We start from the raw sequence: 25,744 nt of genomic DNA on the forward strand, positions 1-25,744 counted from the left end.
CCAGTGTCAAAACAGAACAGGCCAGATACGGAACACCGAGCAGTCATGCGGTGCTTTGGGTACCGATCGGCGTGCGGGTCGAGGCAGCTTCACCCTCTGGAGCCGGGCTGCGGCGCGTTGCTTCATCTGCTGAAGTCCCTCACCACCTAATGGCATTAGACCTGAGCCCGCGTCGTTTTTCGGCCGTCCTGTTGGGCTGTCAGCGAACATCCAGAAACACGTTCCCCGCCTTCGGGGTGGTCATCCGTCAAGGAGGGAATCAGCTACGCGTCGGGCTCAATCCGAATCCATCACCCGCATCGAGTAGTCGACCGCCTCGATGTCCTTGGTCAGCGTGCCCAGCGAGATGCGGTCCACGCCTGTCTCGGCAATGCCACGCAGTTGGGCCAGGGTCACCCCGCCCGACACCTCCAGCACCGCCCGGCCGGCATTGAGCGCGACCGCCTTGCGCATCTTGTCGAGGCTGAAGTTGTCCAGCAGCACGCTGGTCGCGCCGGCCTCCAGGGCCTGGATCAGCTCGGCGACCGATTCCACCTCGATCTGGATGCTGATGTTCGGCGCCTCGCTGGCCTTCAGCGCCTGGGCGGCGGCCAGGGCCTGGGCCACGCCGCCGGCGGCGGCGATGTGGTTTTCCTTGATCAGCACGCCGTCGTAGAGCGCCAGGCGCTGGTTCCTGCCGCCGCCCATGCGCACCGCGTACTTCTGCGCCAGGCGCAGGCCGGGCAGGGTCTTGCGGGTGTCGAGCACGGCGCAGCCGCGCGGATTGGGCGAGGCATCCGCCACGGCATCGACATGGCGCTTGGTGACCGTGGCCACGCCCGAAAGCATCTGCAGGAAGTTCAGCGCCGGCCGCTCGGCCGCCAGCAAGGCGCGGGCTTCGGCGTGCACGGTGCACACCACCTGGTTGCGCTGCAGCGCCTCGCCGTCGGCCGCGCGCCATTCGACTTGCGCCTGCGGGTCCAGCGCGAGGAAGCAACCGTCGAACCAGTCCCGGCCGCAGAGCACCGCATCCTCGCGGACGATCACCCGGGCGACCACGCGGCGCCCGGCCGGCACCAGGCGGCCGGTCCAGTCGGCCTGGCCGATGTCCTCGGCCAGGGCCTCGCGGATGTTGCGGGCGCGGGCCTCGGCCAGGGTTTCGTTGCGTTCGATGTTCAGCATGGGGGCAATCAGGCGGCGCCGAGTCCGCTGACGAGATGGGGGGTGGCGCGGGTGGCCGGCGTGGCCAGCACCTGGGGATGCGCGGCGACGAAGGCCAGCATGCGCTCGATGCAGCCCAGGGCCTGGCCGCGCACCGGCTCGGGCACCTGGATTTCGCCGGTCTGGCGCTCCAGGCAGTCGACCAGGGCCTGCAAGCCGTTCATCGCCATCCAGGGGCAGTGCGCGCAGCTCTTGCACGTGGCGCCGTTGCCGGCAGTCGGCGCTTCCATCAGCACGGCCTGCGGGGCGAGCTGGCGCATGCGGTGCAGCAGGCCGTTGTCGGTGGCGACGATGAAGGTGCCGGTCGGCTCGTCGGTCACGGCCTTGAGCAGTTGCGAGGTCGAGCCCACCACGTCGGCCAGGGCCACCACCGCCGACGGCGATTCGGGATGCACCAGCACCCGGGCCTGCGGATGCTCGGCCTTGAGCAGCTCCAGCTCCAGGCCCTTGAACTCGTCGTGGACGATGCACTCGCCCTGCCACAGCAGCATGTCGGCGCCGGTGGTTTGCTGGATGTAGCGGCCCAGGTGGCGGTCCGGCGCCCAGAGGATCTTCCGGCCCTGCGCCTTCAGGTGCTCGACGATGCCCAGGGCGCAGGAGCTGGTCACCATCCAGTCGGCCCGGGCCTTCACCGCGGCGCTGGTGTTGGCATAGACGACCACCGTGCGGTCCGGGTGGGCATCGCAGAAAGCGGCGAAATCGTCCGGCGGGCAGGCCAGGTCCAGCGAGCAGGTGGCTTCCAGCTCGGGCATGCGCACGGTCTTGTGCGGCGACAGGATCTTGGCGCTCTCGCCCATGAAGCGCACGCCGGCCACGACCAGCTCCTGCGCGGCATGGTCCCGCCCGAAGCGGGCCATCTCCAGCGAGTCGGCGACGATGCCGCCGGTGGCCAGGGCCAGGTCCTGCAGCTCGGGTTCGACGTAGTAGTGCGCGACCAGCACCGCGCCGCGGGCGGCCAGCAGGGCCTTGGCGCGGGCGCCCAGGGCGGCACGGGCGGCCGGGTCCAGGGCCTCGGGCGCGCGGGCCCAGGCGTGGGCGGTGGAGGCCCGGCCCAGGGCGTCCTGCCGCGTGAAGTCGAAGCGGATCGGGGTGCTCATCGGATGGCGCTTTGCGTCGGGCGGGGGCGGGATCGTAGCAAGCGGGCCGGGGTTTCCCCGGAGCGGTTCGCCGGCCGGGCTGCGCCCCCAGCCGCTTTAGGCCGCGGCAAACACCCGGCTCGGCGGTGCGCCCAGGCTGCGCCGCACCATGGCGCTGAAGGCGCTGGGGCTGGCATAGCCCAGCGCAGCGGCAATCTCGCCCATCGGCCGCCCATGGGCGGCCAGGGTCAGCGCACGGGCCAGCAGCACTTGCTGGCGCCACTGGCCGAAGCTGGTGCCCAGCTCCTGGCGGAAGAGCCGCGCGACGGTGCGCTCGCTCGCGCCGATGTCGCGCACCCAGCCGGCCAGCGTGGCATGGCGCTGCGGCGCATCCAGCATGGCTTCGCAGAGGGTGCGCAGGCGCTTGTCCTCCGGCAGGGCGATGCCCAGGGGCAGCGGCGCGGCACCGGCCAGTTCGGCGCGCAGCAGCGGGGCGATCAGGGTCTCGCGCGCGGCCTGGTCCGGCGACAGCGGGGTGCTGCCATCGGGCTGGGCGTCGAGGGCCAGGATCAGGGCGCGCAGCAGGTCCGAGACCTCCAGCACCCGGCAGTGCCGCCAGGGCGTGTCGGCCTCGGCGGGCGCTTCGGGCCCCTCGGCCCGGGCGGCGGCCGGCCCGCAGCGGCCGGCGGCCTGGTAGAGGTAGAGCGTGCGCAGCTCGGCCGTCTCGACCACGGTCACCGTGTGCTCGACGGCCGGCGGGATCCAGACCGCCCGCGAGGGCGGGACCAGATAGGTGCCGCGCTCGGCCGTGATCCGCATCACCCCGGTCGCCGACCAGGCCAGTTGAGCCCAGGGATGGTGGTGCGGCTCGACCCGCGTGTCGGCCGCCAGCACGCTGAACTTGGCCCGCAGCGGGCGGGCCGGTGTCGGCCTGTAGAGCTGGGGGGCTTGGCGGCCACGCAGCGGGCCATCGCTCGGCAGGGCAGGCATTGGCGTGATCTCGACAAAGGATGTCGTTCTATCGTAAGCGCGACGGGCCCGGCCTGCCTACGATGCCGGCATGGCCCTCTTCCGCATTCCGACCGACCCCGCCCTGCGGGCCGACCTGCGCACCACCAGCCTGGTCGGCCTGGCGCATGGCAGCTCGCACTTCTTCCATCTGCTGCTGCCGCCGATGTTCCCGGTCTTCATCCGCGAGTTCGGCCTGAGCTACACCGAGCTGGGCCTGCTGGTCACGCTCTTCTTCGTCGTCTCGGGCCTGGGCCAGGCCCTGTCGGGCTTCCTGGTCGACCGGGTCGGCGCGCGGCCGGTGCTGTTTGCCGCCTTCCTCAGCTTCATCGCCGCGGCCCTGATCGCGGCCAGCGCGCAGGGGCCGGGCGCGCTGGCGGTCGCGGCGCTGCTGGCTGGGCTGGGCAATGCGCCCTTCCACCCGGCGGACTTCACCATCCTGAACCAGCGCATCGCGCCGCAGCGCCTGGGCCATGCTTACTCGGCCCACGGCATCTTCGGCAACCTGGGCTGGGCTCTGGCGCCGGTCTTCCTGGTCGGCCTGACCGGTCTGTTCGATTCCTGGCGCCTGGCCTACCTGGCCTCGGCCCTGTTCGCCGCGGTGGTGCTCCTGGTCCTCTACAGCCAGCGCGAGGCGCTGGACGACCATCACCGCGCCCGCCGCCAGGCCCGCGCCGCCCGCATGCCGCAGCAGGGCGAGCGGCTGGAGCACCCGATGGCCTTCCTGCGCCTGCCCTCGGTCTGGCTGTGCTTCTCCTTCTTCTTCTGGAGCACCGCCGCGATGGCCGCCATCCAGGGCTTTGCCAGCCCGGCCCTGCAGCAGATGCACGGCCTGCCGCTCTCGCTGACTGCCTTCGTCGTGACCGGCTTCATGCTCTGCGGCGCGGCTGGCATGGTGGTGGGCGGCTTCCTGGTCGCACGCGGCCTGCCGCTGGAGCGCGTCATCAGCCTGGCCATTGGCACGGGCGCGGTGGTGCTGGTGGCCGTGGGCCTGGGCTTGATCCCGGGGGCCGCGGCGGTGGCGGCGGTCGCGCTTTCGGGCGTGGCCATCGGCCTGGCCGGGCCCTCGCGCGACATGCTGATCAAGCGCGCCGCGCCGCCCGGCGCCACCGGCCGGGTCTACGGCACGGTCTATTCGGGCCTGGACATCGGCTTCGCGCTCGGCGCGCCGGTCTTCGGCCGCATCCTCGATGCCGGTTGGCCCGGCGGGGTCTTCCTGGCCGCGGCCCTGGCCCTGGCGGCCGGCATCGTCTCGGCCGGCCTGGTGGGCCGCGCCGGCCAGCCGGCCCGGGCGGCCGAGCCCAGGCTCAGCCCCTGAGCCTGAACCGGCCCGAGCCGCCCCGCATCGTCGTCGGCGGGCTCAGGCCTCGTGGTGCTGGTGCACCAGCTCGCGCACCCGCGGGTAGATCTGCTGCTGCCAGCGCCGGCCGCTGAACACGCCGTAGTGGCCGACGCCGGTCTGGATGTGGTGGGTCTTCAGGTGCGCCCGCAGGCTGCTGCACAGATCGTGGGCGGCCACGGTCTGGCCCAGGGCGCAGATGTCGTCGCGCTCGCCTTCCACGGTGAAGAGCGCGGTGCGGCGGATCGCCGCGGGCTGCACGGTCCGGCCGGCCACCTGCATCACGCCGCGGGCGAGATCGCAGGTCTGGAAGACGCGCTCGACGGTCTCGAGGTAGAACTCGGCCGGCAGGTCGTTGACGGCGAAGTACTCCTCGTAGAAGTTGCGGGTGGCCTCGGCCTTGTCCATCTCGCCGGCCACCAGGGCCTCGTACAGGCCCTGGAAGGCCTGGCTGTGGCGCTCGGGGTTCATGCTCATGAAGGCGGTGAGCTGCAGGAAGCCGGGGTAGACCCGCCGCATACCACCGGGGTAGCGCAGCGGCACGCGGCAGATCAGCTTCTCCTCGAACCAGGCCATGGGCTTGCTGTTGGCCAGCTTGTTGACCTCGGTCGGGTTGATGCGGGTGTCGACCGGGCCGGCCATCAGCGTCATGGTGCGCGGCTGGGCCGGGTCGCCGTCCTCGGCCATCAGGGCGACGGCGGCCAGCAGCGGCACACAGGGCTGGCAGACCGCCATGGCATGGCCGCCCGGCCCCATGACCCGCAGGAAGCGGACCAGGTGCTGCACATAGTCGTCGAGCCCGAAGGGCCCGTCGGCCAGGCGCACGTCGCGGGCGTTGTGCCAGTCGGTTACCCAGACCTCATGGTCCTGCAGCAGGGTGCGCAGCGTGTCGCGCAGCAGGGTCGCGAAGTGGCCGGACAAGGGCGCGGCCACCAGCATGCGCGGCTGCCCCTCCGGCGCGCCCGGCTTGCGAAAGCGCAGCAGGGTGGCGAAGGGCGTGCGGTCCATGACCTCCTCCTCGACCGCCCAGGCCTCGTGGCCGATGCGGTCCAGGCCGAAGGGCGGTCGCTCGTGGCTGAGGCGCAGTTGCGCGAAGACCTCGGCCGCTGCGGCCAGGCGGCGCAGGCCGCCGGGTTCCTTCAGGCCGAGAAAGCGCCAGGCCCGGGCGAACTGCCTTGCGGCTTCCTGCCAGGGGGCCATGACATCGCATTGGGACTGGTACGCCTGGTACAGCATGCGGGGCTCCGGATCGACAGGGCGGGGCAGGGGACTCGTCCGACAACAGGCAAGTTGCAGGCCATCGCCCGCAGCGCCGGCGCTGCGCCAAACGATGGCACAGCGCTTGCGGGCTGCGAGCTGCCGGCCCCGTCGCGGGGCATCGGCACCGGCTTCGCCCCCTCTGCCCGCCACCGCAGGACCCGCCGCCATGGTCACCCGCCGCCGCCCCGCCGCCCCGCCCGCCGACGCCCCGGAGGCGCCGCGCCCCAAGCGTGTCAGCCGCCGCGCGCCTGCGGCCGGCCCCAGTCTGGCGCTGCTTCCGGCCGAGCCGGCTGGCCGGGCGATTGCGACGCCCGCCGCACGCAGCGCCACGCTGACGCTGAGCAGCAAGAACTACTCGTCCTGGTCGCTGCGCGGCTGGCTGCTGGCGCGCTTCGCGGGCCTGGACTTCGAGGAGGAGATGCTCTCCACCGACAACGCCGACGTGCGCGCCGAGATCCTGCTGCTCGCGCCCTCCATGCTGGTGCCCTGCCTGCACCACGGCAGCGGCCCCGCCGAGGTGCGGGTCTGGGACACGCTGGCCATTGGCGAGTACCTGCACGAACTTTTCCCTGAAGCCGGCCTGCTGCCCACCGCCCGCGCCGCCCGGGCCCACTGCCGCGCCATCTGCGGCGAGATGCATTCCGGCTTCAGCGCCCTGCGCTCGGCCCTGCCCATGAACCTGAAGGCCCGCTTTCCGGGCTTCAAGGTCTGGTCGCGTGCGCAGGCCGACATCGACCGCATCGTGCAGATCTGGACCGAATGCTTCGATGCCTACGGCGGCCCCTGGCTGTTCGGCGCGCATCGCTGCATGGCCGATGCCATGTACGCCCCGGTCGTCACCCGGCTGCACACCTATGACGTGCGCCTGTCCGACCGGCGGCTGATCGAGTATTGCCAGCGCGTGCTGGCCATGCCCGAGATGCAGGCATGGATCGCCGACGCCCGGCTTGAACCCGAGGACATCGACGAGCTGGAAGCCGAGTTCTGAACCCGGCCGGCGGCAGCATGCCGCCGGCCGGGCGCCGCTCAGGCCCAGGGCTTCGGCTTGGGCACTTCGGCGGCGGGCTCGACGTCGATCGTCTTGAAGTCCGCCGGGCTGACGATCTCCAGGTACTCCATGTCCGGCGAGTAGTCGAAGAGGTAGTGGCGGATGCCCGGGCGCTGGTGCACGCAGTCGCCGGCCGAGACCAGGGTCTCCTGGTCCTCGTACATGAAGCGGGCCCAGCCCTTGAGCATGATGACGATCTGGAAATCCGCCTCGTGGCGGTGCCAGCCCGTGCCCTCGGCCGGCGGGTTCTGGGCCTTGACCAGATGGGCAATCACCTTGCCCCGGGTGGCCTCGGCGACGCCGAGGTCGCGGTAGGCGAAGAAGTCGCGCAGGCCACCCTCGCCACGCCAGGGCGTGTCCTCGGGTTTCACATGCGAGAAAACGGTCGGGGTGCTGCGGTCGAGCATGGCGGTCCTCCTCGTGCGGAGCGGTGGCTGGGGTGGCCTGGGCAATGCAACAAGCGTTCCGCGCCGCGGCGGTGCGCGCGGTGGCGGGCGGACTGCTGCGTGCTAGGCTTTTTGCACGTTTCCCGACCATCCCCCGCCCCTGGAGTGAACCGATGACGAGCGCCGACTTCGCGACCTGCGACCTCTGCGATGCCCACAAGAACGACGGCAGCGGTGCCTTCCGCGTGCTGCCGCCGGTCTTCCGCGATTTCGGCGCGCACAAGCGTTTCGCCGGACCGGTCTTCACCGTCAAGTGCTTCGAGGACAACAGCCTGGTGAAGGCCGCCGTCGACAGCCCGGGCGAAGGCCGCGTGCTCGTCGTCGACGGCGGCGGCTCGCTGCGCCGCGCGCTGGTGGGCGGCAACCTGGGCGCGGCCGCGGCCCGCAATGGCTGGGCCGGCGTGGTGGTGGACGGCTGCGTGCGCGACGTGGTCGAACTCGCCGCCTGCGCCACCGGCATCCGCGCGCTGGCCGCCATGCCCCTGCCCACCGAGAAGCGCAATGAAGGCCAGCGCGAGCTGGCCGTGCAGATCCAGGGCGTCTGGGTGCGGCCGGGCGACTGGCTCTATGCCGACGAGGACGGCATCGTCGTCAGCGCGACCCGGCTGGCCTGAGCCCGTCCGGGCGCCGTTCAGGCGCCGAGAAGCCCGCAGCCGGCCGGCGACAGCGTTCAGGCCCTGGCCGCAGCGCGCGGCCTCAGCGCGGCCCGGGGCCGAACAGCGCCAGCAAGGTGTCCAGGCGCTCGACCTCCAGCGCCACATCGGCCTGGGCGCGCACCGCGGGCTTGGCCCGGTAGGCCACCGACAGGCCGGCCACCGACATCATCGGCAGGTCGTTGGCGCCGTCGCCCACGGCGATCACCTGCGCGCCGGTGCCGCCCAGCGCGGCCACGGTCTCCAGCACAGTGCGGCGCTTCTCCTCGCCGTCGACGATGTCGCCCCAGGGCTGGTCGAGCATGCGGCCGGTCAGGGCCGGCTCGGCATCGGCGCGGCCGGTCTGCGCCGGGTCGGTGGAGAGCTCCAGCACATTGCTGCGGGTGGCATCCAGGCCCAGCGCCTCGCGCACGCGGTCGCTGAAGTAGGTGAAGCCGCCGGAGACCAGCAGGGTCTTGAGGCCGGCCGCCTGGCAGGCGCGCACCAGGGCCAGCGCGCCCTCGTGCAGGCGCAGACGCTCCTCGGCCACCTGGCGCAGCGCGCTCAGCGGCACGCCGCGCAGCAGGGCCACGCGCTGGCGCAGGCTGGCCTTGTAGTCGGCGATCTCGCCGCGCATCGCGGCTTCGGTGATCGCCGCCACCTCGGCCTTGCGGCCGGCGGCGTCGGCGATCTCGTCCACGCACTCGATGCTGATCAGCGTCGAGTCCATGTCGAAGGCGATCAGCTTGAAGTCGCTCAGGCGCAATGGCAGGCGCACGCCGCGGGCGAGCAGGCGGCTGGCGTCGAGGCCGGCGGGCAGGGAAGGGGCGGTGGAGGTCGACATCGCAAATCAAAACAGGCCGCCGGCCTGTTGCCGACGCGGCCGGGGCCGGGGCGGCATGGTAGCGAAGGACTGTCCGGCGCCCGGTCCGGGGCCGGGCGCGGCCTCAACTGAAGGTGTCGGCCATCAGCGCCTTGAACCAGGTGTCCATGCGCTTGAAGTTCTTGTTGCTGATGTTGGCAGCCTCGGTCGGCATGGCGCCGGCCGTCACGCCATTGTTCGCCGCGACCTTCATCGTGCGGCTCGCCGGGTCGTACTGGTAGACCGCAGTCAGCCAGGAGGCGGTGGTCGCGGTGATCGGCGAGTAGCAGGCCGAGTTCAGCACCGGCGCCGGGTCGGGGCTGCCGCCGGCCAGCAGGCGCAGCACCGCATCGGCGCAGGTCTTGCCCTCCTGATTGGCCACATGGCCGGCCTTGGGCAGGCCGGTCTGCGCGGCGTCGCCGATCACGTGCACGCCCGGCAGGGCGGTGGATTCATAGCTCAGCAGATCGACCACGGCCCAGCGGCCGTCGGCGCTGTTGGCCAGGCCGGCCTGCTGCAGCCAGTCGCCGCTGCGGCTGCCGCGGGCCCGCTGCGGCGGGATCGGGTTGACGGCCTGGGCCATCACGCTGCGCGGCGTGCCGATGGCATCGGTCCAGCTCACCTGGCCGGTGTAGGCATTGATGTGCAGGTTCTGCACGCCGGGCTGGTAGTCGATCACGCCGGCATGGATCACGTTGAAGGCGTGGGTGAAGTTCTCGCGCTCGGCGGTGATGGCCAGGTTCTCGTCGAGCACCAGCACCTTCACATTGCCGTTGCGGCGCTTCTTCAGGAAGTCGGCCACCACGCAGGCCCGCTCGTAGGGGCCGGGCGGGCAGCGGTAGGGCGCCTTCGGGATGGTCATCACGAACACGCCGCCGGCGGGCACCGCAGCCACCTTCTGGCGCAGCAGCTCTGTCTGCGGGCCGGCAGACCATGCGTGCGGCGTGCGCAGCGCGTAGTCCTCGGCCGTCAGGCCGTAGGCCGGGTCGAAGTCGATGCCGGGGGCGACGATCAGCCGGTCGTAGGCCAGCGTGCCGCCGTCGGACAGGCGCAGCACGCGCTGGATGGGCTCCAGCGACTGCACCGCCGCCTTGCGGATCACGACGCCATGCTGCTTGCGCAGGCCGTCGCGGCTGAAGTTCAGCGAGCTGAGCTTGCGGCTGCCGTTGAGCACCAGGTTGCTCATGATGTGCGAGGTGTAGGCCGCGGTCGGGTCGACCAGGGTCACCTGCACGCCGCTGCCACCCCAGTAGCGCAGGTACTTGGCGGCGCTTGCGCCGGCCATGCCGCCGCCGACGACCACCACGCGGCCCGCCGGAGCCGTCGCGGCCCGGGCGCCGCCCGGGCGCGGCAGCAGGCTGATGCCGGCGCCGACGGCCAGGGCCTGCAGCAGGGTGCGGCGCGAGAGCAGGGACGGCGCCAAGCCCGGAAAGTGTTCGGGGGTGCTCATGCTCATTTCGCCTTCAGGTTCTGGAGGATCAGCGCGATCTGCGCGTCGGTGTAGCCCTGGGCGTGGGCGGCCATGATGTCCTGGCGGGCCGGCTCGCGGGCCAGGTCGCGGTACTCGCGCACCTCCTCGGCCTCGCCGCCGCGGATGTTGTCGAAGCCGCCGGTGCCGCCGGTGCCGTGGCACTGGAAGCAGTTCGAGGCCAGCAGGCGGCCCGGGCTGTCGATGGCGCGCGGATTGACCGTGACGGCCGAAGTTGTCGTCTTCTTCTTCGACGAGCTTCCGGCGTGCACCGCGTTCGGCGCCAGCGCCGCCAGGCTGAGGGTCAGGCTGGCCCAGACCAGCCCACGGGCCCGGCGCGCTGCCCGAAGGCTGGCCGGAAACATCAGTGCATGCGAATTCATGGAGGCGATCGTCCGCCTCCTGGCTGAAGCTCCGATGAAGATGCGGCGGCCGCCGCCGGCTCAGGCCGTGCCGGATGGCACGGTCGGCTGCCCCAGCGCCTTCAGCACCTCGCGCACGGTCTGGGCGCGGTCCTTGGGGTCGGCCTGGGCGCGGTCGATGCGCAGCTTCTCGTTGCCGGCCAGCTTCACATGGCGCTGGCGCTGCACGAGGTCGATGATGCGCATGGGCTCGATCGGCGGGTTGGGCCGGAAGTGGATGTTCATCACCGCCGGGCCGGCGTCGATCTTGATCACGCCATAGGGCCGCGCCTGCACGCGCAGGCGGTGCACGTCGAACAGGGTCTGGGCCTGGGCGGGCAGCTTGCCGAAGCGGTCGACGATCTCCTCCAGCAGCAGGTCGAGCTGGTCCAGGCGCTCGGCCGAGGCCAGGCGCTTGTAGAGCGAGAGCCGCAGTTGCACATCGCCGCAGTAGGCATCGGGCAGCAGGGCCGGCGCATGCAGGTTGACCTCGGTCGCGGTGTTCACCGGGTTCAGCAGGTCGGGCTCGCGGCCGGCCTTCAGGTCGCGCACCGCCTGGCTCAGCATGTCGTTGTAGAGCTGGAAGCCGACTTCCATCATGTTGCCGCTCTGGTGCTCGCCCAGCACCTCGCCGGCGCCGCGGATCTCCAGGTCGTGCATGGCCAGGTAGAAGCCGCTGCCCAGCTCCTCCATGTCCTGGATGGCCTGCAGGCGCTGCGCGGCCTGCTTGCTCAGGCCTTCCACATCGGGCACCAGCAGGTAGGCATAGGCCTGGTGGTGGCTGCGGCCCACGCGGCCGCGAAGCTGATGCAACTGGGCCAGGCCGAACTTGTCGGCGCGGCTCATCACGATGGTGTTGGCGCTCGGCACGTCGATGCCGGTCTCGATGATGGTCGAGCACAGCAGCAGGTTGTGGCGACCCTGCACGAACTCGCGCATCACGCGCTCCAGCTCGCGCTCGGGCATCTGGCCGTGGGCCACGGCGATGCGCGCCTCGGGCACCAGCTCTTCGAGCTTCTGCTTGCGGTTCTGGATGGTCTCGACCTCGTTGTGCAGGAAGTAGACCTGGCCGCCGCGCTTGAGCTCGCGCAGCACCGCCTCGCGGATCACGCTGCTGCCTTCGCTGCGCACGAAGGTCTTGATGGCCAGGCGGCGCTGCGGCGCGGTGGCGATCACGCTCAGCTCGCGCAGGCCCTCCAGCGCCATGCCCAGGGTGCGCGGGATGGGGGTGGCGGTGAGCGTCAGCACATCCACCTCGGCCCGCATGGCCTTCATGGCCTCCTTGTGGCGCACGCCGAAGCGGTGCTCCTCGTCGATGATCAGCAGGCCTAGGCGCTTGAACTTCGTCTCCTGGCTCAGCAGCTTGTGCGTGCCCACGACGATGTCGATGGTGCCGTCGGCCAGGCCTTCCATCGCGGCCTTGATCTCCTTGGTCGAGCGGAAGCGCGACATCTCCGCCACCCGCACCGGCCATTGGCCGAAGCGGTCGGCGATGTTCTGGTAGTGCTGCTCGGCCAGCAGGGTGGTGGGGGCCAGCAGGGCGACCTGCTTGCCGCCGGTCACCGCCACGAAGGCCGCGCGCAGCGCCACCTCGGTCTTGCCGAAGCCCACGTCGCCGCAGACCAGCCGGTCCATGGGCTTGGGGCTGATCATGTCCTGGATGACGGCATGGATGGCGGCGCGCTGGTCGGCCGTTTCCTCGAAGCCGAAGCTGGCCGCGAAGGCCTCGTAGTCCTGCGGGCTGAAGCGGAAGGCATGGCCCTCGCGCGCGGCGCGGCGGGCGTAGAGGTTGAGCAGCTCGGCGGCGGTGTCACGCACCTGCTCGGCGGCCTTGCGCTTGGCTTTCTCCCACTGGCCGCTGCCGAGCTTGTGCAGCGGCGCCTCCTCGGCGCTGACGCCGGTGTAGCGGCTGATCAGGTGCAGTTGCGCAACCGGCACGTAGAGCGTGGCCTTCTCGGCGTACTGCAAGTGCAGGAACTCGGTCGAGCCTTCGCCGAGGTCGATGTGGACCAGGCCGACATAGCGGCCGATGCCGTGCTGGCTGTGCACCACCGGGTCGCCGGGACGCAGCTCGGACAGGTCCTTGATCAGCGCATCGACATCGCTGACCTGCTCCTGCTTGCGGCGGCGGCGCTGGGTGGGGGCAGCCTCGAAAAGCTCGGTCTCGGTGACGAGTTGCAGGTTCAGCGGCGCGCCGCTTGCAGCCTCCTCGGCCTCGATCCAGTGGAAGCCCGCGGCCAGCGGGCCGACGCTGATGGCCGCGACATGGTCGCTGGCCAGGAAGGCCGGCAGGTCGGCCACGCTCGGCAGCTCCAGCTTGTGCTCGCGCAGCAGCTCCAGCAGGCTTTCGCGCCGGCCTTCGCTCTCGGCCAGCAGCAGCAGGCGGCCGGCTTTCTCGCGCCGGCTCAGGATCTGGGCGGCCAGCTTGCGCAGCGGCTCGACGGCGCCGCGGTCCAGCGCCAGGTCGGGCAAGGGGCGGGCCCAGGGCGTGGTGGCGGGCGGCGCGGCGTCGGCCGCGTCAACGGCGGCGTCGGCCGGCGCGGTCTCGTCCGCCGCAGCCGCCCGCGGCGGACGCAGCGAGAGCGTGGGCTGCGCGCGGCAGCGGCCGAAGAAGTCCTCGGCCGTCAGGTAGACGGCCTCGGGCGGCAGCAGCGGGCGCTCGGCATCGTGCTGCAGGAAGCGGTGGCGTTCGCGGATCTCGCCCCAGAAGGCGGCCAGGGCCTCGTCGACCGCGCCGTGCAGCACCACGGCGGCCTGCGCGCCGAAGTAGTCGAAGACGGTGGCGGTCTCGTCGAAGAAGAGCGGCAGGCAGAACTCGATGCCCGGCCCGGCGAGGCCGCTGCCCATGTCCTTGTAGAGCCGGGCGCGGCTGGGGTCGCCGTCCATCTTCTCGCGCCAGCGGGCGCGGAAGGCGGTGCGCGCGGCCTCGTCCATCGGGAACTCGCGGCCGGGCAGCAGGCGCACCTCGGGCACAGGATAGAGGCTGCGCTGGCTGTCCGGGTCGAAGGTGCGGATGGAATCGATCTCGTTGTCGAAGAGGTCGATGCGGAAGGGCACCGGCGAGCCCATCGGGAACAGGTCGATCAGCCCGCCGCGCACCGCGTATTCGCCGGGCGAGACGACCTGGCTCACATGCTGATACCCGGCCAGGGTGAGCTGCGACTTCAGCGCCGCCTCGTCCAGCTTCTGCTTCTGGCGGAACTGGAAGGTGGTGGCCGCCAGGAAGCTGGGCGGCGCCAGCCGCACCAGGGCGGTGGTGGCGGGCAGCAGCACCACGTCCAGCGCGGCATCCGGCCCCTCGGCAGGTGCCGCGCCGCGCTGGCCCTGGAGCAGGCGCCACAGGGTGGCGAGGCGCTCGGAGATCAGGTCCTGGTGCGGCGAGAAGCTGTCATAGGGCAGGGTCTCCCAGTCCGGGAAGACGGCCACTCGCAGGCCGGGCGCGAAGAAGCCCAGCTCGGCTTCCAGGCGCTGCGCATCGGCCGGGTCGGCGCAGACGATGGCGGTGAGCTGGCCGGCCCGGCTGCGGGCCAGGCGGGCCAGCAGCAGGGCATCGGCCGAGCCCGGCGGCCGGGGCAGGGTGGGGCGTTGACCGGGGGCGAGACGGGGCAGCAGCATGCGAAGGGCGGGCCGGCCGGCAGGCCGAGCGTTCTGGACGGGCACCAAAACACGAATACCCGCCGCGCCCCTTGGCGGGGGCAGGGCGGGGCGAAAGGGATCCGCGCGTCACACAGCCGACGGGCCCTCCCGCGGCGCGAGGGCGGGGGGCAGGAGGCCCGGCCGCAAGGGCCGGACCGGGGCTGCGGGCAGCGCGCGGGGCGGCGAATCTTAAGATCGCCGCCATGACCTCTGCCCCGCCTGCGGCAAGCCCGGCCCGGCCCATGCCGCCCGCGGATGCCGGCCCTGCCGCCCGCGCCCCCCGCCTTCACCTGCTGCTGCCCTGCGCCGGCATCGGCGAGCGCGCCGCAGCCGGCGGCCCCAAGCAGTACGCGCCGCTGGCCGGCCGGCCGCTGGTCGCCCACACCCTGGACGCGCTGGGCCGCGTGCCCGGCGTGGATCGCCTGCTGCTGGTGCTGGCCCCCGGCGACCGGCGCTTTGCCGAGCTGCTGCCGGGCTGGGCCGGCCCCGGCCGCGAGACCGCCGCCGTCGGCGGCGCCAGCCGCGCCGAGACCGTGCGCCAGGGCCTGCACGCCCTGCGCACCGCCGGCGCGGTCGAGGACGACTGGGTGCTGGTGCACGATGCCGCCCGCTGCCTGGTCGAGCCCGCCTGGGTACAGCGCCTGATCGAGGCCTGCCGCGACGACCCGGTCGGCGGCCTGCTGGCCCTGCCCCTGGCCGACACCCTGAAGGCCGCCGACCCCGAAGGCCGCGTCGAGCAGACCCTGGACCGCCGCGGCAAATGGGCCGCCCAGACGCCGCAGATGTTCCGCCTGGGCCTGCTGGCCCGCGCGCTGGAGGCTGCCGGCCCCGGCGTGACGGACGAGGCCAGCGCCATCGAGGCCTTGGGCCTGCGCCCGCGCCTGGTGCCCGGCCACCTGCTGAACCTGAAAGTCACCTGGCCCGAGGATTTCGCCACCGCCGAGGCCCTGCTGCGCCTGCGTGCGGCGGCGCCCTGAGGGCGGCCGGGTCGCCCGTCCGCCGCACCGCTGCACCGCTGCACCGCCGCACCGCCGCACCGCCGCACCGCCGCACCGCCGCACTGCCGCGCGCCCCCGACCCACGCCCGGCCCCTCGGATCGGCCCCTCAGCCCCGCCCCCGCGCCTTCGGACGCCCCACCCCCAGCCTTCTGCCCATGACCGCCACCCCACCGCCCGCCGCCGACCTGCCGCCCCTGCCCTTCCGCATCGGCGAAGGCTGGGATTGCCACCGCCTCGTCACCGGCCGGCCGCTGATCCTGGGGGGTGTGACGATCCCGCACAGCCACGGCTTGCTCGGTCACTCCGATGCCGATGCGCTGCTGCATGCCATCACCGATGCCCTGCTGGGCGGCGCCGGCCTGGGCGACATCGGCCGGCACTTCCCGGACACCGACCCGGCCTTCGCCGGCGCCGATTCCAAGGTGCTGCTGGCCGAGGCCCTCAAGCGCGTACGCGCCGCCGGCTGGCAACCCGGCAATGTGGATGCCACCATCGTCGCCCAGGCCCCCAAGCTGGCCCCGCACATGCCGGCCCTGGTTGCTTCCGTGGCCGCCTGCCTGGGCCTGCCGCCGGAGCGGGTCAACCTCAAGGCCAAGACCGCCGAGAAGCTCGGGCCGGTGGGCGAGGGCCTGTCGATGGAAGCGCGGGCCGTCTGCCTGCTGCTGCCGGTGGTGGGCTGAGCTGGCCTGGCCCGGCCGCCGGGGAGGCGCCGGCAAGCCGCCAGCCGCCTCAGGGCAGCAGGCCCAGGGCCCGGTAGGTCGCCCGCCCGGCCACGCCGTCGGGCTGCAGGCCCTCGGCGGCCTGGAAGGCGATGAGCGCGATCTCGGTGTCCTTGCCGAAGACGCCGTCCACCGCCAGGCCGAGGGCGGCTTGCAGCCGCTCGACCCAGACGCCGCGCGAGCCGCGCTTTGTGGTGGCGAAGTCGGTGGTCGGCACCACGTGGGCGGCCCGGTCGACGCCGGCCAGGGACAGGGCGGTCAGCCGGACCTCGGCCACCCGCCGGCCCCAGCCCTTGCCGAAATCCGCCCAGGTGCCGAGCCCGCGCAGGAAGCTCAGGCGGGCGTCGCAGGCACCGTCGATGGCCGGTTCCGGCGGCGTGGCGGCAGCCTTCTCCAGGGTGGTCGCGCCGATGCGGCCGTCCACGGCCGCGCCCACGGCACGTTGCAGCCAGCGCGCGCTGTGGCCGGGGCCCGAGTTGACGGCGGCGTCGAAGACGACGAAGTCCAGGCCGGCGGGCAGTTGGTCGCAGTGGCACAGGTCCCAGTAGCCGCTGCGGTAGATGGTTTCGAGCTGCTTGGGGGTGATGTTCCGCAGCTCCTCGGCGCTGCGTTGCTCGCCGAAGTGGCGGCGGAAGGTGCGCAGGGTCACGCCCTTCATCGTCGCCCCGCCGGGGTCCCTGGGATGGTTGGCCCAGCCGCCTTCGTGCTGGAGGGTGTGTTGCAGGGCGGTGGAGAAGTTCTGCTTCATGCCTGGGCTCCGGGGGCGGGGGGAGGCTCAGGATGGCATGCCGAACGGGGCCGGCGCACCCGGGCTCATGCGGAGGGCCGCGCAGATTCGGCCGCGGGCCGCGTGCTCAGGGGCCGGGCTTGCGCTGGCTCCATCCCCACTGGTCCATCAGGCGCTGGTCCTGCGCGGCCTCGGCCTCGACTGAGTCCTGCGGCAATTGCTTGAGGCAATCGGCCAGGGCCTGGGGGTCGGGCGGCTCGACCGGCCGGACCGCTGCGCGCACCGGGGGGGACTGGCCGTCCCAGGCGAAGGGATTGCGGAAGACGGGGGGATCGGGCAAGCAGTCGTCCTTGTAGACCGGCGGGCCGTCCGTGGCATGGGGCGTGAAGGCGAGGGTCTTCTCGAACACCAGGGGCTGGCCCGCGGGCGGGGCCGGCCAGCCGGGCATGCGGGCGATGGCCTCGCGGGCCAGCCGCTCGGCGACCGGCGAGGTGGACCACAGGGTGTCCAGGCGCAGCAGGCGGCCGTCGGGCGCGATCTCGACCCGAAAGCGCACCATGCCTTGGTCGGGGCCTTCCACCGCGGTGCCCATCATGCTGCGCACCTGCTGACCCCAGCTATGGCGGTAGGCCTTGCCGTTCCTGAGGGTGTAGCGGCTGGCGAAGGCCCATTCCTCGGCCGTCGGCGGCGGCGGGGCGGGCATGGAGGCCGCCTGGGCGGGGGGCTGGGGCGGCGCCAGCGGCCGGGGCGCCGCGGCGGCGTCCGCGATCGCAAGGACCGGCTCGGCGTCGATGGCGGCGGGCGCAGGCGCCTCGGCCGCGGGCTTGGCCTGGGCCTTGGCCTCGGCCTCGGGCTGCGGCGCTTCGGGCGCGTCTGGCACGTCCGGCGGGAGCAGGGCCAGTTCGATAACCCGGGCTGGCTCGGGCGGCCGATCCGGCGCGGGCGTGGCGGGCAGGCCGACCAGCCCGTAGACCAGCAGGGCATGCAGGCCCAGGGAGCCGGCCAGGCCCAGCCCGGCGGCCAGGCGCCCGTCAGCCTGGGTCGGGCGGCTGCCGGCGGGCGGCGGATCGATCGACATCACGGACGCTGGATCGGCAGGCCGGCGGCCTGCCATTCGGTCACGCCTTCGGCCAGCTTGCGGGCGCGGTGGCCGCGGGCGCGCAGCAGCGCCACCGCCTCGTCGGCCATCAGGCAGAAGGGGCCGCGGCAGTAGGCGACGATCTCCGCGGCCTGGGGCAGCTCGGCCAGGCGCTGCGCCAGTTCGGGCAACGGCAGCGATCGGGCATGGGGCAGGTGCGCGGTGTCGAACTCGGCGGCCGGACGGACGTCGAGCACCACGATCTCCCCGCGCCGGGCCTGCGCCAGCAGCGCCTGGCGCCCCAGCAGGGTCAGCCGCTCGGGCTCGGCCATCAGGTCCCGCAGGGCCAGGCGCAGTTCGTCCAGATGGTCCTCGGCCACCCGGCGCAGGCTGAGGCCGAGCTGGGCGATGTCATCGCCCCGCAGGCGATAGATCATGCGCTGGCCCTCGCGCCGGACCTGCACCAGCCGCGCATCCTTCAGCGCCTTCAGGTGCGCGCTGGCCAGCTTGACATCGATGCCCGCCTCGCCGGCCAGGGCGTCGACGGCCTTCTCGCCCTGGGCCAGCAGGTCCAGCAGCTCCAGCCGCTTGGGGCTGGCCAGGGCCTTGCCGACCCGGGCGACCTGCTCGTACAGAAGGTCCTTGAGCGCGCGCTTGTCCATCCCTTTCATTCTAATGAACGTTAGGATAAGCATTGAGCGATATTTGGCGCCCCCCGGCGCCCGGCCCGCGCCTCAGCGCCCGCCCGGCTCGCCCTTGAGCAGCACCACCAGCGCCCCGTGCCCGCCCTCGGCCGCGCTGGCCTGGGCGAAGGCCATGACCTCCTGCTTCTGCACCAGCCAACTGCGCACCTTGCCCTTGAGCACGGGTTCGCGGCCGGGCGAGCCATGGCCCTTGCCATGGATCACGCGCACGCAGCGCAGGCCGGCGCGGCGCGCGTCGCGCAGGAAGCCGGCCAGGCGCTCGCGGGCCGGGTCGCGTTGCAGGCCGTGCAGGTCGCACTGGGCCTGGATGGCCCAGTGGCCGCGCCGCAGCTTGTGCACCACGTCCAGGCCGACCTCGGGGCGGCGGAAGAAGAGGCCGTCGTCGGTTTCCAGCAGGTTCTCGACATCGAAGTCGTCGGACAGGGCTTCCTGCATCACGCGCTTCTCGTCCGCCTCGCGCTGGCGCGGCAGGGGCTCGGGCCGCGGGCGTTTGGGGCGGGCCAGGTTGGGGTCGGGCAGGGGGGTGACGGGACCGACCGCCAGCTCGAAGGCGCGGCGTTCGCGGTCGGCGGCCTCGGCCCGGGCGCGGGCCTCGGCCTCGCGGCGTTCGGCCTCGGCGCGCAGCTCGGCGATGGCGCGCTGCACGGCATGCAGCTCGTGCAGGCCGTTGACGCTCAGGCGGGTGGGCAGGCGGCTCAGAGCAGACCCCTTTCGGCAAAGGACACGCAGCCGCCGCGGCCGACGACGACATGGTCGAGCAGGCGCACATCGACCAGGGCCAGCGCGGTCTTGAGCGTCGCGGTCAGGGTCTCGTCGGCGCGCGAGGGCTCGGCCACGCCGCTGGGATGGTTGTGGGCGACGATGAGCGCGGCCGCATTGCGGGCCAGCGCGCGCTTGACCAGCTCGCGCGGGTGCACGCTGGTCTGGCCGATGCTGCCGTGAAAGAGCTCCTCGAAGCCCAGCAGGCGGTGCTGGCTGTCCAGGAAGAGGGCGGCGAAGACTTCCTGCTCGCGCGCGGCAAGTTGCAGGGCCAGGTAGTCCTTGACGGCCTGGGGGGCGGTGAAGACCGGCGCCTCCTTCAGGCCGGCGGCCAGGGCGCGGCGGGCCAGTTCGGCCACGGCCAGCAGTTCGGCACTTTTGGCCGGGCCCAGGCCCTTGATGCGGCCGAGCTGCGCGGCATCGGCATGCAGCAGGCCGGCCACGCCGCCGCAGGCATCCAGCAGGCGCTGCGCCAGTTGCAGCACGTCGCAGCCGCTGAGGCCGGTGCGCAGCAGCAGGGCCAGCAGCTCGGCGTCCGACAGGGCGGCGGGGCCGCGCTGCAGCAGTTTCTCGCGGGGGCGGGCGTCGGGCGGCAGGTGGTCGAGGGCCATGGCTCGGGCGTCGCGAAGGGGCGTGCGGGGCGGGCTTGGACCCCGTCCCTACAATCCGCCCCAGTCTAGCCAAGCAAGGATGCCCCCCGTGGCCACGGTTCAGCCCGCTTCCTTCCTCACCCTGCACTACCGGCTTGCCGGCCCCGACGGCAAGGATGTCGTCAGCACCTTCGACGGGCCGCCGGCCACGCTCTCACTTGGCAGCGGCCAGCTCGCGCCCGCGATGGAGCAGTGCCTGCTGGGCCTGGCCGAGGGCGAACACAAGGCCTTCGAGCTGCCGCCCGGCACGGCCTTCGGCGAGCGCAATCCGGAGCTGGTCCAGCGGGTCAGCATGGCCGTGCTGCGCGAGTACGGTGACCCGGACGAGACTTACCAGGTCGGCGATGTCGTGCACTTCCCGACGCCCGACGGGCAGGGCGCCTTTGCCGGCGTGCTGCGCGAGCTGGCGCCCGAGGGCGAGGACTGGGCCGTGTTCGACTTCAACCACCCGCTGGCCGGCCTGCCCGTGCGCTTCGAGGTGCAGATGATCGGTGTGCTTTGAGCGAGGGCCAGGCCATGAGCGAACCCCTGTCGTCCCCTGCCGTGGGTGAGGTGCTGCTGGCCGAGCCGCGCGGCTTCTGCGCCGGCGTGGACCGCGCGATCGAGATCGTCGAGCGCGCGCTCAAGAAGTACGGCGCGCCCATCCATGTGCGCCATGAGATCGTGCACAACACCTATGTCGTCAACGACCTCCAGGCCAAGGGCGCGATCTTCATCGAGGACCTGGCCGAGGTACCGGCCGGCGCCACCCTGGTGTTCAGCGCGCATGGCGTGAGCCAGGCTGTGCGCCTGGAGGCCGAGCGGCGCGGCTTCCGCATCTTCGACGCCACCTGCCCGCTGGTCACCAAGGTGCATGTGGAGGTGGCCAAGCTGCACAAGGAAGGCTTCGAGTTCCTGATGATCGGCCACAAGGGCCACCCGGAGGTCGAGGGCACCATGGGCCAGCTCAGCGAGGGCATCCACCTCGTCGAGGATGTGGAGGACGTGGCGCGCGTGCGCCCGGCCCAGACCGAGAAGCTCGCCGTCGTCACCCAGACCACCCTGTCGGTCGACGATGCGGCCGAGATCCTGGCCGCCGTGAAGGCCCGCTTTCCGCAGGTGCGCGAGCCCAAGCAGCAGGACATCTGCTACGCCACCCAGAACCGGCAGGACGCCGTCAAGCTGATGGCGCCCAAGGCCGACCTGGTCATCGTCGTTGGCAGCCCCACCAGCTCGAATAGCAACCGCCTGCGCGAGCTGGCCGAGCGCCTGGGCACGCCGGCCTACATGGTCGACAGCCCGGAGGACTTGCAGCTCGCATGGTTCAAGCAGGCCGACGACCGGCCGCTGTCGGTCGGCCTGACGGCCGGCGCCTCGGCGCCCGATGTGCTGGTGCGGGCCGTCATCGAACGCCTGCGTGCGCTGGGCGCCGTCAGCGTGCGCAAGCTCGACGGGGTGGAGGAGCATGTGCGCTTCCCGCTGCCCCTGGGCCTGGGCGACAAGTCCATGGCCGAGCTGGGCTGAAGGCCTGCGGCCGCTTTCCCAGTCTCCGCTTCCTCGCTTTCCGCCTTTCCCGCTCGCCCGCTTGCCGCCGCCCGGCAGGCGGGCCCTTCCGAACCTGATCCCGATTCCCATGCTCGACATCAACCTGCTGCGCAAGGACCTTGACGCCGTCGTCGCCAAGCTGGAGCGGCGCAAGTCGCCGCAGCCCTTTCTGGACGTGGCGGCCTTCACCGCGCTGGAGGCCGAGCGCAAGCAGATCCAGGTCCGCACCGAGGAGTTGCAAGCCCGGCGCAACAGCCTGTCCAAACAGATCGGCCAGCTCAAGGCCAAGGGCGAGGACGTGGCGCCCGTCATGGCCGAGGTGGCCGGCCTGGGCGAGGAACTCAAGGCCGCCGCCGAGCGCCTGGAGCAGGTGCAGGCCGCGCTGAACGCCATGCTGATGGGCCTGCCCAACCTGCCGCAGGACGAGGTGCCCGTCGGCCACGACGAAACCGGCAATGTCGAGCAGCGCCGCTGGAGCCCCGCAGGCCCCGGCACCGACGCCGCGCCGCTGCCCTTCGCCCCGCGCGACCATGTGGACCTGGGCACCCCGCTGGGCCTGGACTTCGATACCGCGGCCAAGCTTTCCGGCAGCCGCTTCGCGTTTTTGCGCGGCCCGGTCGCCCGGCTGCACCGGGCGCTTGCGCAGTTCATGCTCGACGTGCAGACCACCCAGCACGGCTACACCGAGTGCTACACGCCCTACATCGTCAACCAGGAGGTGCTGGAAGGCACCGGCCAGTTGCCCAAGTTCAAGGACGACATGTTCTGGGTCAGCCGCGGCGGGGACGAGACGGCGCCGGCGCAGTACCTGATCTCCACGTCCGAGATCTCGCTGACCAACAGCGTGCGCGAGCAGATCCTGGACGCCGCGCAACTGCCGATCAAGCTGACCGCCCACAGCCCCTGCTTCCGCAGCGAGGCCGGCAGCGCCGGCCGCGACACCCGCGGCATGATCCGCCAGCACCAGTTCGACAAGGTCGAGATGGTGCAGATCACCACGCCCGAGCAGAGCGACGCCGCGCTGCAAGAAATGGTCGGCCATGCCGAGCGCATCCTGCAACTGCTGCAACTGCCCTACCGCGTCGTGCTGCTGTGCACCGGCGACATGGGCTTCGGCGCCGCCCGCACCTACGACCTGGAGGTCTGGCTGCCGGCGCAGAACACCTACCGCGAGATCAGCTCCTGCTCCAACTGCGAGGCCTTCCAGGCCCGCCGCATGCAGGCCCGCTACCGCAACGCGGCGGGCAAGCCCGAGCTGGTTCACACGCTGAACGGTTCCGGCCTGGCCGTGGGCCGCACCCTGGTGGCCGTGCTGGAGAACCACCAGCAGCCCGACGGCAGCATTGCCATCCCCGAAGCGCTGCGCCCCTACCTGGGCGGCCAGGACGTGTTGCGCGCCTGACGCGGCTGGCCCGCGAGGCTTGCCGGCCCCACCCGCGGATCGGCTATAGTCGAGGGCTTCGCAGACCCGCGCACCGAATCAGGAGAGGTGGCAGAGTGGTCGAATGTACCTGACTCGAAATCAGGCGTACCGCAAGGTACCGTGGGTTCGAATCCCACCCTCTCCGCCAAGAAGCCTTCTAAATCAATAGTTTAGAAGCGTTTCGGTTGGCCGCCCCCCAAAGAACCCCCCAAAAAAGATGCGCCAGCGAGCGAGGGGTTTTTGACGACCGCCCTCGGCGACGACGTTGCCCGCGTCACGCGGTCTTTGGCGCACCAACACTGCCGGCTGTACCGAGCGCAGCTTCCGTTGCCTTCCTGCTCAATCAGGCACGACCGGTTTACGCCCAAGCGTTCCTGGCCTTCACACCCGGGCTCGACAGTCTCCTCACCGCAGCACGTCGCTGCGGACCCACTGAGCCTGAGACAGCTACCTGCGCGCGGGTGGCTTACAAAGCAAGGGCGACATGCTGACCGATGTCGGCGTGCCCAGCGAAGCCCGCCAGGCCCCGGCGCAGTTCGCCGGTGCGGGTGCGCAAGGCCAGGAGCTCTCGGCCACGCAGACCCGCTGAATGCTCCGGGCCGGGGGAATCGCTCCACCCCGGCCGGGTCTCCTCGTCCCCTGTGTCCCCTCGGGGAACTTCGCCCAGCCGCTGTGCTGGGCTTTTTTTCGCCTGTTGACGACACACGTGGCGTGCAGTGGTGACACCCGTCACCTGCTTCGCGCGCGCGGATCGTTCCGCCCCCGGGCCCGAATCCGCCCCGCCTCCGTACACTGGATAGGTGTACAGCCTACCGTACCCCCTTCATCCGCAGCCTTTGCAGCCAGACGCTGCATCCCGTCCGGTCTGGCAGCTTGACCAAACCCTGCGGGCCGGCTTCCCCTCCCCAGCCCTGGATGAGGGTGCACGCCGCATCGACCTCAATGAAGTCCTCGTGCGGCACCCGGAAGCCACCTTTGTCATGCGGGTGGCCGGAGACTCCATGCGGGAGGCCGGCATCGACGAGGGCGACACCGTGGTCGTCGACCGGGCCATCCGCCCAGCCCACGGCATGGTGGTGGTGGCCGTCTTCGATGGGGAGTTCACCGTCAAGCGGCTGGAACTGCGCGCAGGCCGACCACGGCTTCTGGCGGCCAACCCCAGCTATCCCGCCATCGAGCCCCGCGAGGGGCAGACGCTGGAGATCTGGGGTGTGGTGGCGCACTGCATCAAGTCCTTTGTGCCGATGGAGGGCAAGTCAGGCCGGGCAGGCTGATCTGAGCAGGAGACGCTCTCACAGCCTCACCCCCTGAGCCCCACGGCGCGTCCAATCCGCGCCATGCCTGCTCTCCTCGCTGCCCCTGGCGCCGCCCCTCGCCGCGCCCCCGTCTCCTCCATCGCCCTGGTCGACGGCAACAACTTCTACGTCTCCTGCGAACGGGTCTTCCGCCCGGCCCTTGCTGGCAAGCCGGTGATCGTGCTGTCGAACAACGATGGCTGTGCCATCTCCCGCTCGAACGAGGCCAAGGCCCTGGGCGTGCGCATGGGCCAGCCCTGGTTTCAGTGCCGGGCCTTGCAGGCTCGGGGCCTGGTGGCGCTGTCGGCCAACTTCGCGCTCTACGGCGATCTGTCCGACCGGATGATGTCGATTGCCGGTTCGTTTGCCCCGCGCCAGGAGGTCTACTCCATCGACGAGTGCTTCCTGGACTTCACCGGCGTGCCCGGTGATCACCGCGCCATCGGACGGGCCTTGCGTGCCCGGCTGCAACAGTGGCTGGGCCTGCCAAGCTGCGTGGGCTTGGGGCCCACCAAGACCCTGGCCAAGCTGGCCAACCATGTGGCCAAGTCCGCCGAGCGCAAGCCGGGCAGCTACCCGGCCGAGCTGGCTTCCGTCTGCGATCTGGGGCAGCTTGCGCCCGACGCACTCGATGCCCTGCTGGCGGCCACGCCGGTAGCTGAAGTCTGGGGGGTGGGTCGCCGGATCGAGGCGGCCCTGCAAGCGCAAGGCATCGCCACAGCGCTGGACTTGAAGCGGGCCGATCCTGCCGCCCTGCGGGCGCGCTTCTCGGTGGTGCTGGAGAAGACCGCCCGAGAGCTTCGGGGCCTGCGATGCCTGGACCTGGACGATCAACCCGGACCGCGGCAGCAGATCCTGGTCTCACGCTCCTTTGGCGACCCCGTGACCCGGCTGGACGACCTGCAACAAGCCCTGAGCCGCTTTGCCAGCCGCGCGGCCGAGAAGCTGCGCCTGGACGGCCAGCTTGCCGGAGCGATGACGGTGTTCCTGCGCACCAGCCCCTTCCGGCCGCAAGATGCCCAGCACAGCGCCAGCATCACTCTGCCGCTGCCTGGACCGACGGCCGACACCCGCAAGCTGGCCGACACCGCCGTGCGAGGCATCGCCCAGCTCTTCCGACCCGGTCATCGCTATGCCAAGGCGGGGGTGATGCTGCTGGGGCTGGAGGCTGCCGGTGCCCAAGGCGCGGCGCAAGCGGAACTGTCGCTGGAGCTGCCGGAGGACCACGCAGGTCATTCAAGGCCGACGCGAGATGCGGGCAGGCTGATGGCCTCGATGGATGCGCTCAACCGACGCTTCGGGGCGGGCACGCTGCGGGTGGCGGCAGCAGGCGGGGGTGGGCATCCGCTGCGTGCGGGAGAAGCCGCCGAGGCCGGACGGGCGCGCTGGGGGATGCGGCGGGAGCGGCTGACGCCGCAGTACACGACGCGGTGGGGGGATCGGGTGGTGGTGAGGGGGTGATAGATCGCCCCTGAACGGCTGCCTAAGCG

24 protein-coding genes and 1 tRNA gene are annotated in these 25,744 nt (G+C 72.0%); 11 read left to right on the forward strand and 14 right to left on the reverse strand.

What is annotated here, in order from left to right:
• Positions 1–276: 276 nt before the first annotated feature.
• The 3 genes from nadC to JI742_RS07730 all read right to left on the reverse strand — a co-directional run bounded on the left by nadC (position 277) and on the right by JI742_RS07730 (position 3,266).
• On the reverse strand, positions 277–1,161 hold the full coding sequence (gene nadC, locus JI742_RS07720; RefSeq protein WP_201825266.1) for a carboxylating nicotinate-nucleotide diphosphorylase: 885 nt from the start codon (positions 1,159–1,161) through the stop codon (positions 277–279).
• A gap of 8 nt (positions 1,162–1,169) precedes the next feature.
• Positions 1,170–2,297, reverse strand: a complete 1,128-nt coding sequence (nadA, locus tag JI742_RS07725) for a quinolinate synthase NadA (protein WP_201825268.1) — start codon at positions 2,295–2,297, stop codon at positions 1,170–1,172.
• A gap of 96 nt (positions 2,298–2,393) precedes the next feature.
• Positions 2,394–3,266: an AraC family transcriptional regulator gene (locus tag JI742_RS07730; RefSeq protein WP_201825270.1), complete on the reverse strand. Its 873-nt coding sequence runs from the start codon at positions 3,264–3,266 to the stop codon at positions 2,394–2,396.
• A gap of 70 nt (positions 3,267–3,336) precedes the next feature.
• Between JI742_RS07730 and JI742_RS07735 the strand changes: the two genes are divergently transcribed.
• Positions 3,337–4,602, forward strand: coding sequence for an MFS transporter (locus JI742_RS07735; protein WP_201825273.1), 1,266 nt, complete (start codon positions 3,337–3,339; stop codon positions 4,600–4,602).
• 42 nt (positions 4,603–4,644) lie between these two features.
• Here the strand turns inward: JI742_RS07735 and JI742_RS07740 are convergent, their stop codons facing one another.
• Positions 4,645–5,859, reverse strand: a complete 1,215-nt coding sequence (locus JI742_RS07740) for a polyhydroxyalkanoate depolymerase (protein ID WP_201825275.1) — start codon at positions 5,857–5,859, stop codon at positions 4,645–4,647.
• 190 nt (positions 5,860–6,049) lie between these two features.
• Here JI742_RS07740 and JI742_RS07745 point away from each other — a divergent pair, with 190 nt between their 5' ends.
• On the forward strand, positions 6,050–6,871 hold the full coding sequence (locus JI742_RS07745; protein ID WP_201825277.1) for a glutathione S-transferase family protein: 822 nt from the start codon (positions 6,050–6,052) through the stop codon (positions 6,869–6,871).
• Positions 6,872–6,909: 38 nt separating this feature from the next.
• Here the strand turns inward: JI742_RS07745 and JI742_RS07750 are convergent, their stop codons facing one another.
• On the reverse strand, positions 6,910–7,338 hold the full coding sequence (locus tag JI742_RS07750; protein ID WP_201825279.1) for a cupin domain-containing protein: 429 nt from the start codon (positions 7,336–7,338) through the stop codon (positions 6,910–6,912).
• A 152-nt stretch (positions 7,339–7,490) separates the two neighbouring features.
• Here JI742_RS07750 and rraA point away from each other — a divergent pair, with 152 nt between their 5' ends.
• Positions 7,491–7,991 (forward strand): ribonuclease E activity regulator RraA, encoded by a 501-nt coding sequence (rraA, locus tag JI742_RS07755; RefSeq protein WP_201825282.1) that lies wholly within the window; start codon positions 7,491–7,493, stop codon positions 7,989–7,991.
• 82 nt (positions 7,992–8,073) lie between these two features.
• On the opposite strand, the gene serB is transcribed toward rraA, so the two are convergent.
• The 4 genes from serB to mfd form a co-directional block, all read right to left on the reverse strand.
• Entirely contained in the window at positions 8,074–8,853 is a 780-nt protein-coding gene (gene serB, locus JI742_RS07760; RefSeq protein ID WP_201825284.1) for a phosphoserine phosphatase SerB, read from the reverse strand.
• A gap of 103 nt (positions 8,854–8,956) precedes the next feature.
• On the reverse strand, positions 8,957–10,321 hold the full coding sequence (locus tag JI742_RS07765) for an FAD-dependent oxidoreductase (RefSeq protein ID WP_201825286.1): 1,365 nt from the start codon (positions 10,319–10,321) through the stop codon (positions 8,957–8,959).
• Positions 10,322–10,323: 2 nt separating this feature from the next.
• The gene (locus JI742_RS07770; protein ID WP_201825288.1) at positions 10,324–10,722 is read right to left on the reverse strand and encodes a c-type cytochrome; all 399 of its coding nucleotides are present in this window, start codon (positions 10,720–10,722) and stop codon (positions 10,324–10,326) included.
• A 60-nt stretch (positions 10,723–10,782) separates the two neighbouring features.
• Positions 10,783–14,355 carry a transcription-repair coupling factor gene (mfd, locus tag JI742_RS07775; RefSeq protein WP_201825290.1) on the reverse strand — a complete coding sequence of 1,191 codons (3,573 nt, stop codon included), beginning with the start codon at positions 14,353–14,355 and terminating at the stop codon, positions 10,783–10,785.
• Between the two features lie 263 nt (positions 14,356–14,618).
• Between mfd and ispD the strand changes: the two genes are divergently transcribed.
• Complete coding sequence (gene ispD / locus JI742_RS07780; protein ID WP_201826485.1) at positions 14,619–15,353, forward strand: 2-C-methyl-D-erythritol 4-phosphate cytidylyltransferase; 735 nt, start codon at positions 14,619–14,621, stop codon at positions 15,351–15,353.
• Positions 15,354–15,530: 177 nt separating this feature from the next.
• Positions 15,531–16,055, forward strand: coding sequence for a 2-C-methyl-D-erythritol 2,4-cyclodiphosphate synthase (gene ispF, locus JI742_RS07785; RefSeq protein WP_201825293.1), 525 nt, complete (start codon positions 15,531–15,533; stop codon positions 16,053–16,055).
• 49 nt (positions 16,056–16,104) lie between these two features.
• Here the strand turns inward: ispF and JI742_RS07790 are convergent, their stop codons facing one another.
• From JI742_RS07790 to radC, 5 genes are all read right to left on the reverse strand, one after another.
• Positions 16,105–16,842 carry a glycosyl hydrolase 108 family protein gene (locus tag JI742_RS07790; protein WP_201825296.1) on the reverse strand — a complete coding sequence of 246 codons (738 nt, stop codon included), beginning with the start codon at positions 16,840–16,842 and terminating at the stop codon, positions 16,105–16,107.
• A 106-nt stretch (positions 16,843–16,948) separates the two neighbouring features.
• A complete protein-coding gene (locus tag JI742_RS07795; protein WP_236676826.1) occupies positions 16,949–17,899 on the reverse strand; it encodes an energy transducer TonB family protein in 951 nt (316 codons plus the stop codon).
• Positions 17,899–18,561 carry an ArsR/SmtB family transcription factor gene (locus JI742_RS07800; RefSeq protein ID WP_201825301.1) on the reverse strand — a complete coding sequence of 221 codons (663 nt, stop codon included), beginning with the start codon at positions 18,559–18,561 and terminating at the stop codon, positions 17,899–17,901. Before JI742_RS07800 ends, JI742_RS07795 begins: the two co-directional genes overlap by 1 nt.
• A gap of 72 nt (positions 18,562–18,633) precedes the next feature.
• Positions 18,634–19,248, reverse strand: coding sequence for a Smr/MutS family protein (locus JI742_RS07805; RefSeq protein WP_350309641.1), 615 nt, complete (start codon positions 19,246–19,248; stop codon positions 18,634–18,636).
• Between the two features lie 50 nt (positions 19,249–19,298).
• Positions 19,299–19,973: a RadC family protein gene (gene radC / locus JI742_RS07810; RefSeq protein WP_201825303.1), complete on the reverse strand. Its 675-nt coding sequence runs from the start codon at positions 19,971–19,973 to the stop codon at positions 19,299–19,301.
• 79 nt (positions 19,974–20,052) lie between these two features.
• Here radC and JI742_RS07815 point away from each other — a divergent pair, with 79 nt between their 5' ends.
• From JI742_RS07815 to JI742_RS07840, 6 genes are all read left to right on the forward strand, one after another.
• The gene (locus tag JI742_RS07815) at positions 20,053–20,514 is read left to right on the forward strand and encodes an FKBP-type peptidyl-prolyl cis-trans isomerase (protein ID WP_201825305.1); all 462 of its coding nucleotides are present in this window, start codon (positions 20,053–20,055) and stop codon (positions 20,512–20,514) included.
• Positions 20,515–20,528: 14 nt separating this feature from the next.
• Entirely contained in the window at positions 20,529–21,515 is a 987-nt protein-coding gene (ispH, locus tag JI742_RS07820; protein ID WP_201825307.1) for a 4-hydroxy-3-methylbut-2-enyl diphosphate reductase, read from the forward strand.
• Positions 21,516–21,624: 109 nt separating this feature from the next.
• Positions 21,625–22,938 (forward strand): serine--tRNA ligase, encoded by a 1,314-nt coding sequence (gene serS / locus JI742_RS07825; protein WP_201825309.1) that lies wholly within the window; start codon positions 21,625–21,627, stop codon positions 22,936–22,938.
• An 81-nt stretch (positions 22,939–23,019) separates the two neighbouring features.
• A tRNA-Ser gene (locus JI742_RS07830) sits at positions 23,020–23,107 on the forward strand.
• 652 nt (positions 23,108–23,759) lie between these two features.
• Positions 23,760–24,233: a LexA family protein gene (locus tag JI742_RS07835; RefSeq protein WP_350309642.1), complete on the forward strand. Its 474-nt coding sequence runs from the start codon at positions 23,760–23,762 to the stop codon at positions 24,231–24,233.
• Positions 24,234–24,296: 63 nt separating this feature from the next.
• Complete coding sequence (locus JI742_RS07840) at positions 24,297–25,715, forward strand: Y-family DNA polymerase (protein WP_201825312.1); 1,419 nt, start codon at positions 24,297–24,299, stop codon at positions 25,713–25,715.
• Positions 25,716–25,744 lie beyond the last annotated feature (29 nt).

Source organism: Piscinibacter lacus (assembly GCF_016735685.1).
Lineage (GTDB): Bacteria > Pseudomonadota > Gammaproteobacteria > Burkholderiales > Burkholderiaceae_C > Aquariibacter > Aquariibacter lacus.

Coding starts and splice junctions, on each gene's coding strand:
- nadC (WP_201825266.1), bottom strand. CDS start 1,161: ATGCTGAACATCGAACGCAACGAAACCCTGGCCGAGGCCCGCGCCCGC.
- ispF (WP_201825293.1), top strand. CDS start 15,531: ATGACCGCCACCCCACCGCCCGCCGCCGACCTGCCGCCCCTGCCCTTC.
- JI742_RS07790 (WP_201825296.1), bottom strand. CDS start 16,842: ATGAAGCAGAACTTCTCCACCGCCCTGCAACACACCCTCCAGCACGAA.
- JI742_RS07740 (WP_201825275.1), bottom strand. CDS start 5,859: ATGCTGTACCAGGCGTACCAGTCCCAATGCGATGTCATGGCCCCCTGG.
- ispH (WP_201825307.1), top strand. CDS start 20,529: ATGAGCGAACCCCTGTCGTCCCCTGCCGTGGGTGAGGTGCTGCTGGCC.
- serB (WP_201825284.1), bottom strand. CDS start 8,853: ATGTCGACCTCCACCGCCCCTTCCCTGCCCGCCGGCCTCGACGCCAGC.
- JI742_RS07815 (WP_201825305.1), top strand. CDS start 20,053: ATGCCCCCCGTGGCCACGGTTCAGCCCGCTTCCTTCCTCACCCTGCAC.
- JI742_RS07735 (WP_201825273.1), top strand. CDS start 3,337: ATGGCCCTCTTCCGCATTCCGACCGACCCCGCCCTGCGGGCCGACCTG.
- serS (WP_201825309.1), top strand. CDS start 21,625: ATGCTCGACATCAACCTGCTGCGCAAGGACCTTGACGCCGTCGTCGCC.
- JI742_RS07750 (WP_201825279.1), bottom strand. CDS start 7,338: ATGCTCGACCGCAGCACCCCGACCGTTTTCTCGCATGTGAAACCCGAG.
- mfd (WP_201825290.1), bottom strand. CDS start 14,355: ATGCTGCTGCCCCGTCTCGCCCCCGGTCAACGCCCCACCCTGCCCCGG.
- JI742_RS07840 (WP_201825312.1), top strand. CDS start 24,297: ATGCCTGCTCTCCTCGCTGCCCCTGGCGCCGCCCCTCGCCGCGCCCCC.
- JI742_RS07795 (WP_236676826.1), bottom strand. CDS start 17,899: ATGTCGATCGATCCGCCGCCCGCCGGCAGCCGCCCGACCCAGGCTGAC.
- JI742_RS07770 (WP_201825288.1), bottom strand. CDS start 10,722: ATGAATTCGCATGCACTGATGTTTCCGGCCAGCCTTCGGGCAGCGCGC.
- JI742_RS07800 (WP_201825301.1), bottom strand. CDS start 18,561: ATGGACAAGCGCGCGCTCAAGGACCTTCTGTACGAGCAGGTCGCCCGG.
- radC (WP_201825303.1), bottom strand. CDS start 19,973: ATGGCCCTCGACCACCTGCCGCCCGACGCCCGCCCCCGCGAGAAACTG.
- nadA (WP_201825268.1), bottom strand. CDS start 2,297: ATGAGCACCCCGATCCGCTTCGACTTCACGCGGCAGGACGCCCTGGGC.
- ispD (WP_201826485.1), top strand. CDS start 14,619: ATGCCGCCCGCGGATGCCGGCCCTGCCGCCCGCGCCCCCCGCCTTCAC.
- JI742_RS07730 (WP_201825270.1), bottom strand. CDS start 3,266: ATGCCTGCCCTGCCGAGCGATGGCCCGCTGCGTGGCCGCCAAGCCCCC.
- JI742_RS07765 (WP_201825286.1), bottom strand. CDS start 10,321: ATGAGCACCCCCGAACACTTTCCGGGCTTGGCGCCGTCCCTGCTCTCG.
- rraA (WP_201825282.1), top strand. CDS start 7,491: ATGACGAGCGCCGACTTCGCGACCTGCGACCTCTGCGATGCCCACAAG.
- JI742_RS07745 (WP_201825277.1), top strand. CDS start 6,050: ATGGTCACCCGCCGCCGCCCCGCCGCCCCGCCCGCCGACGCCCCGGAG.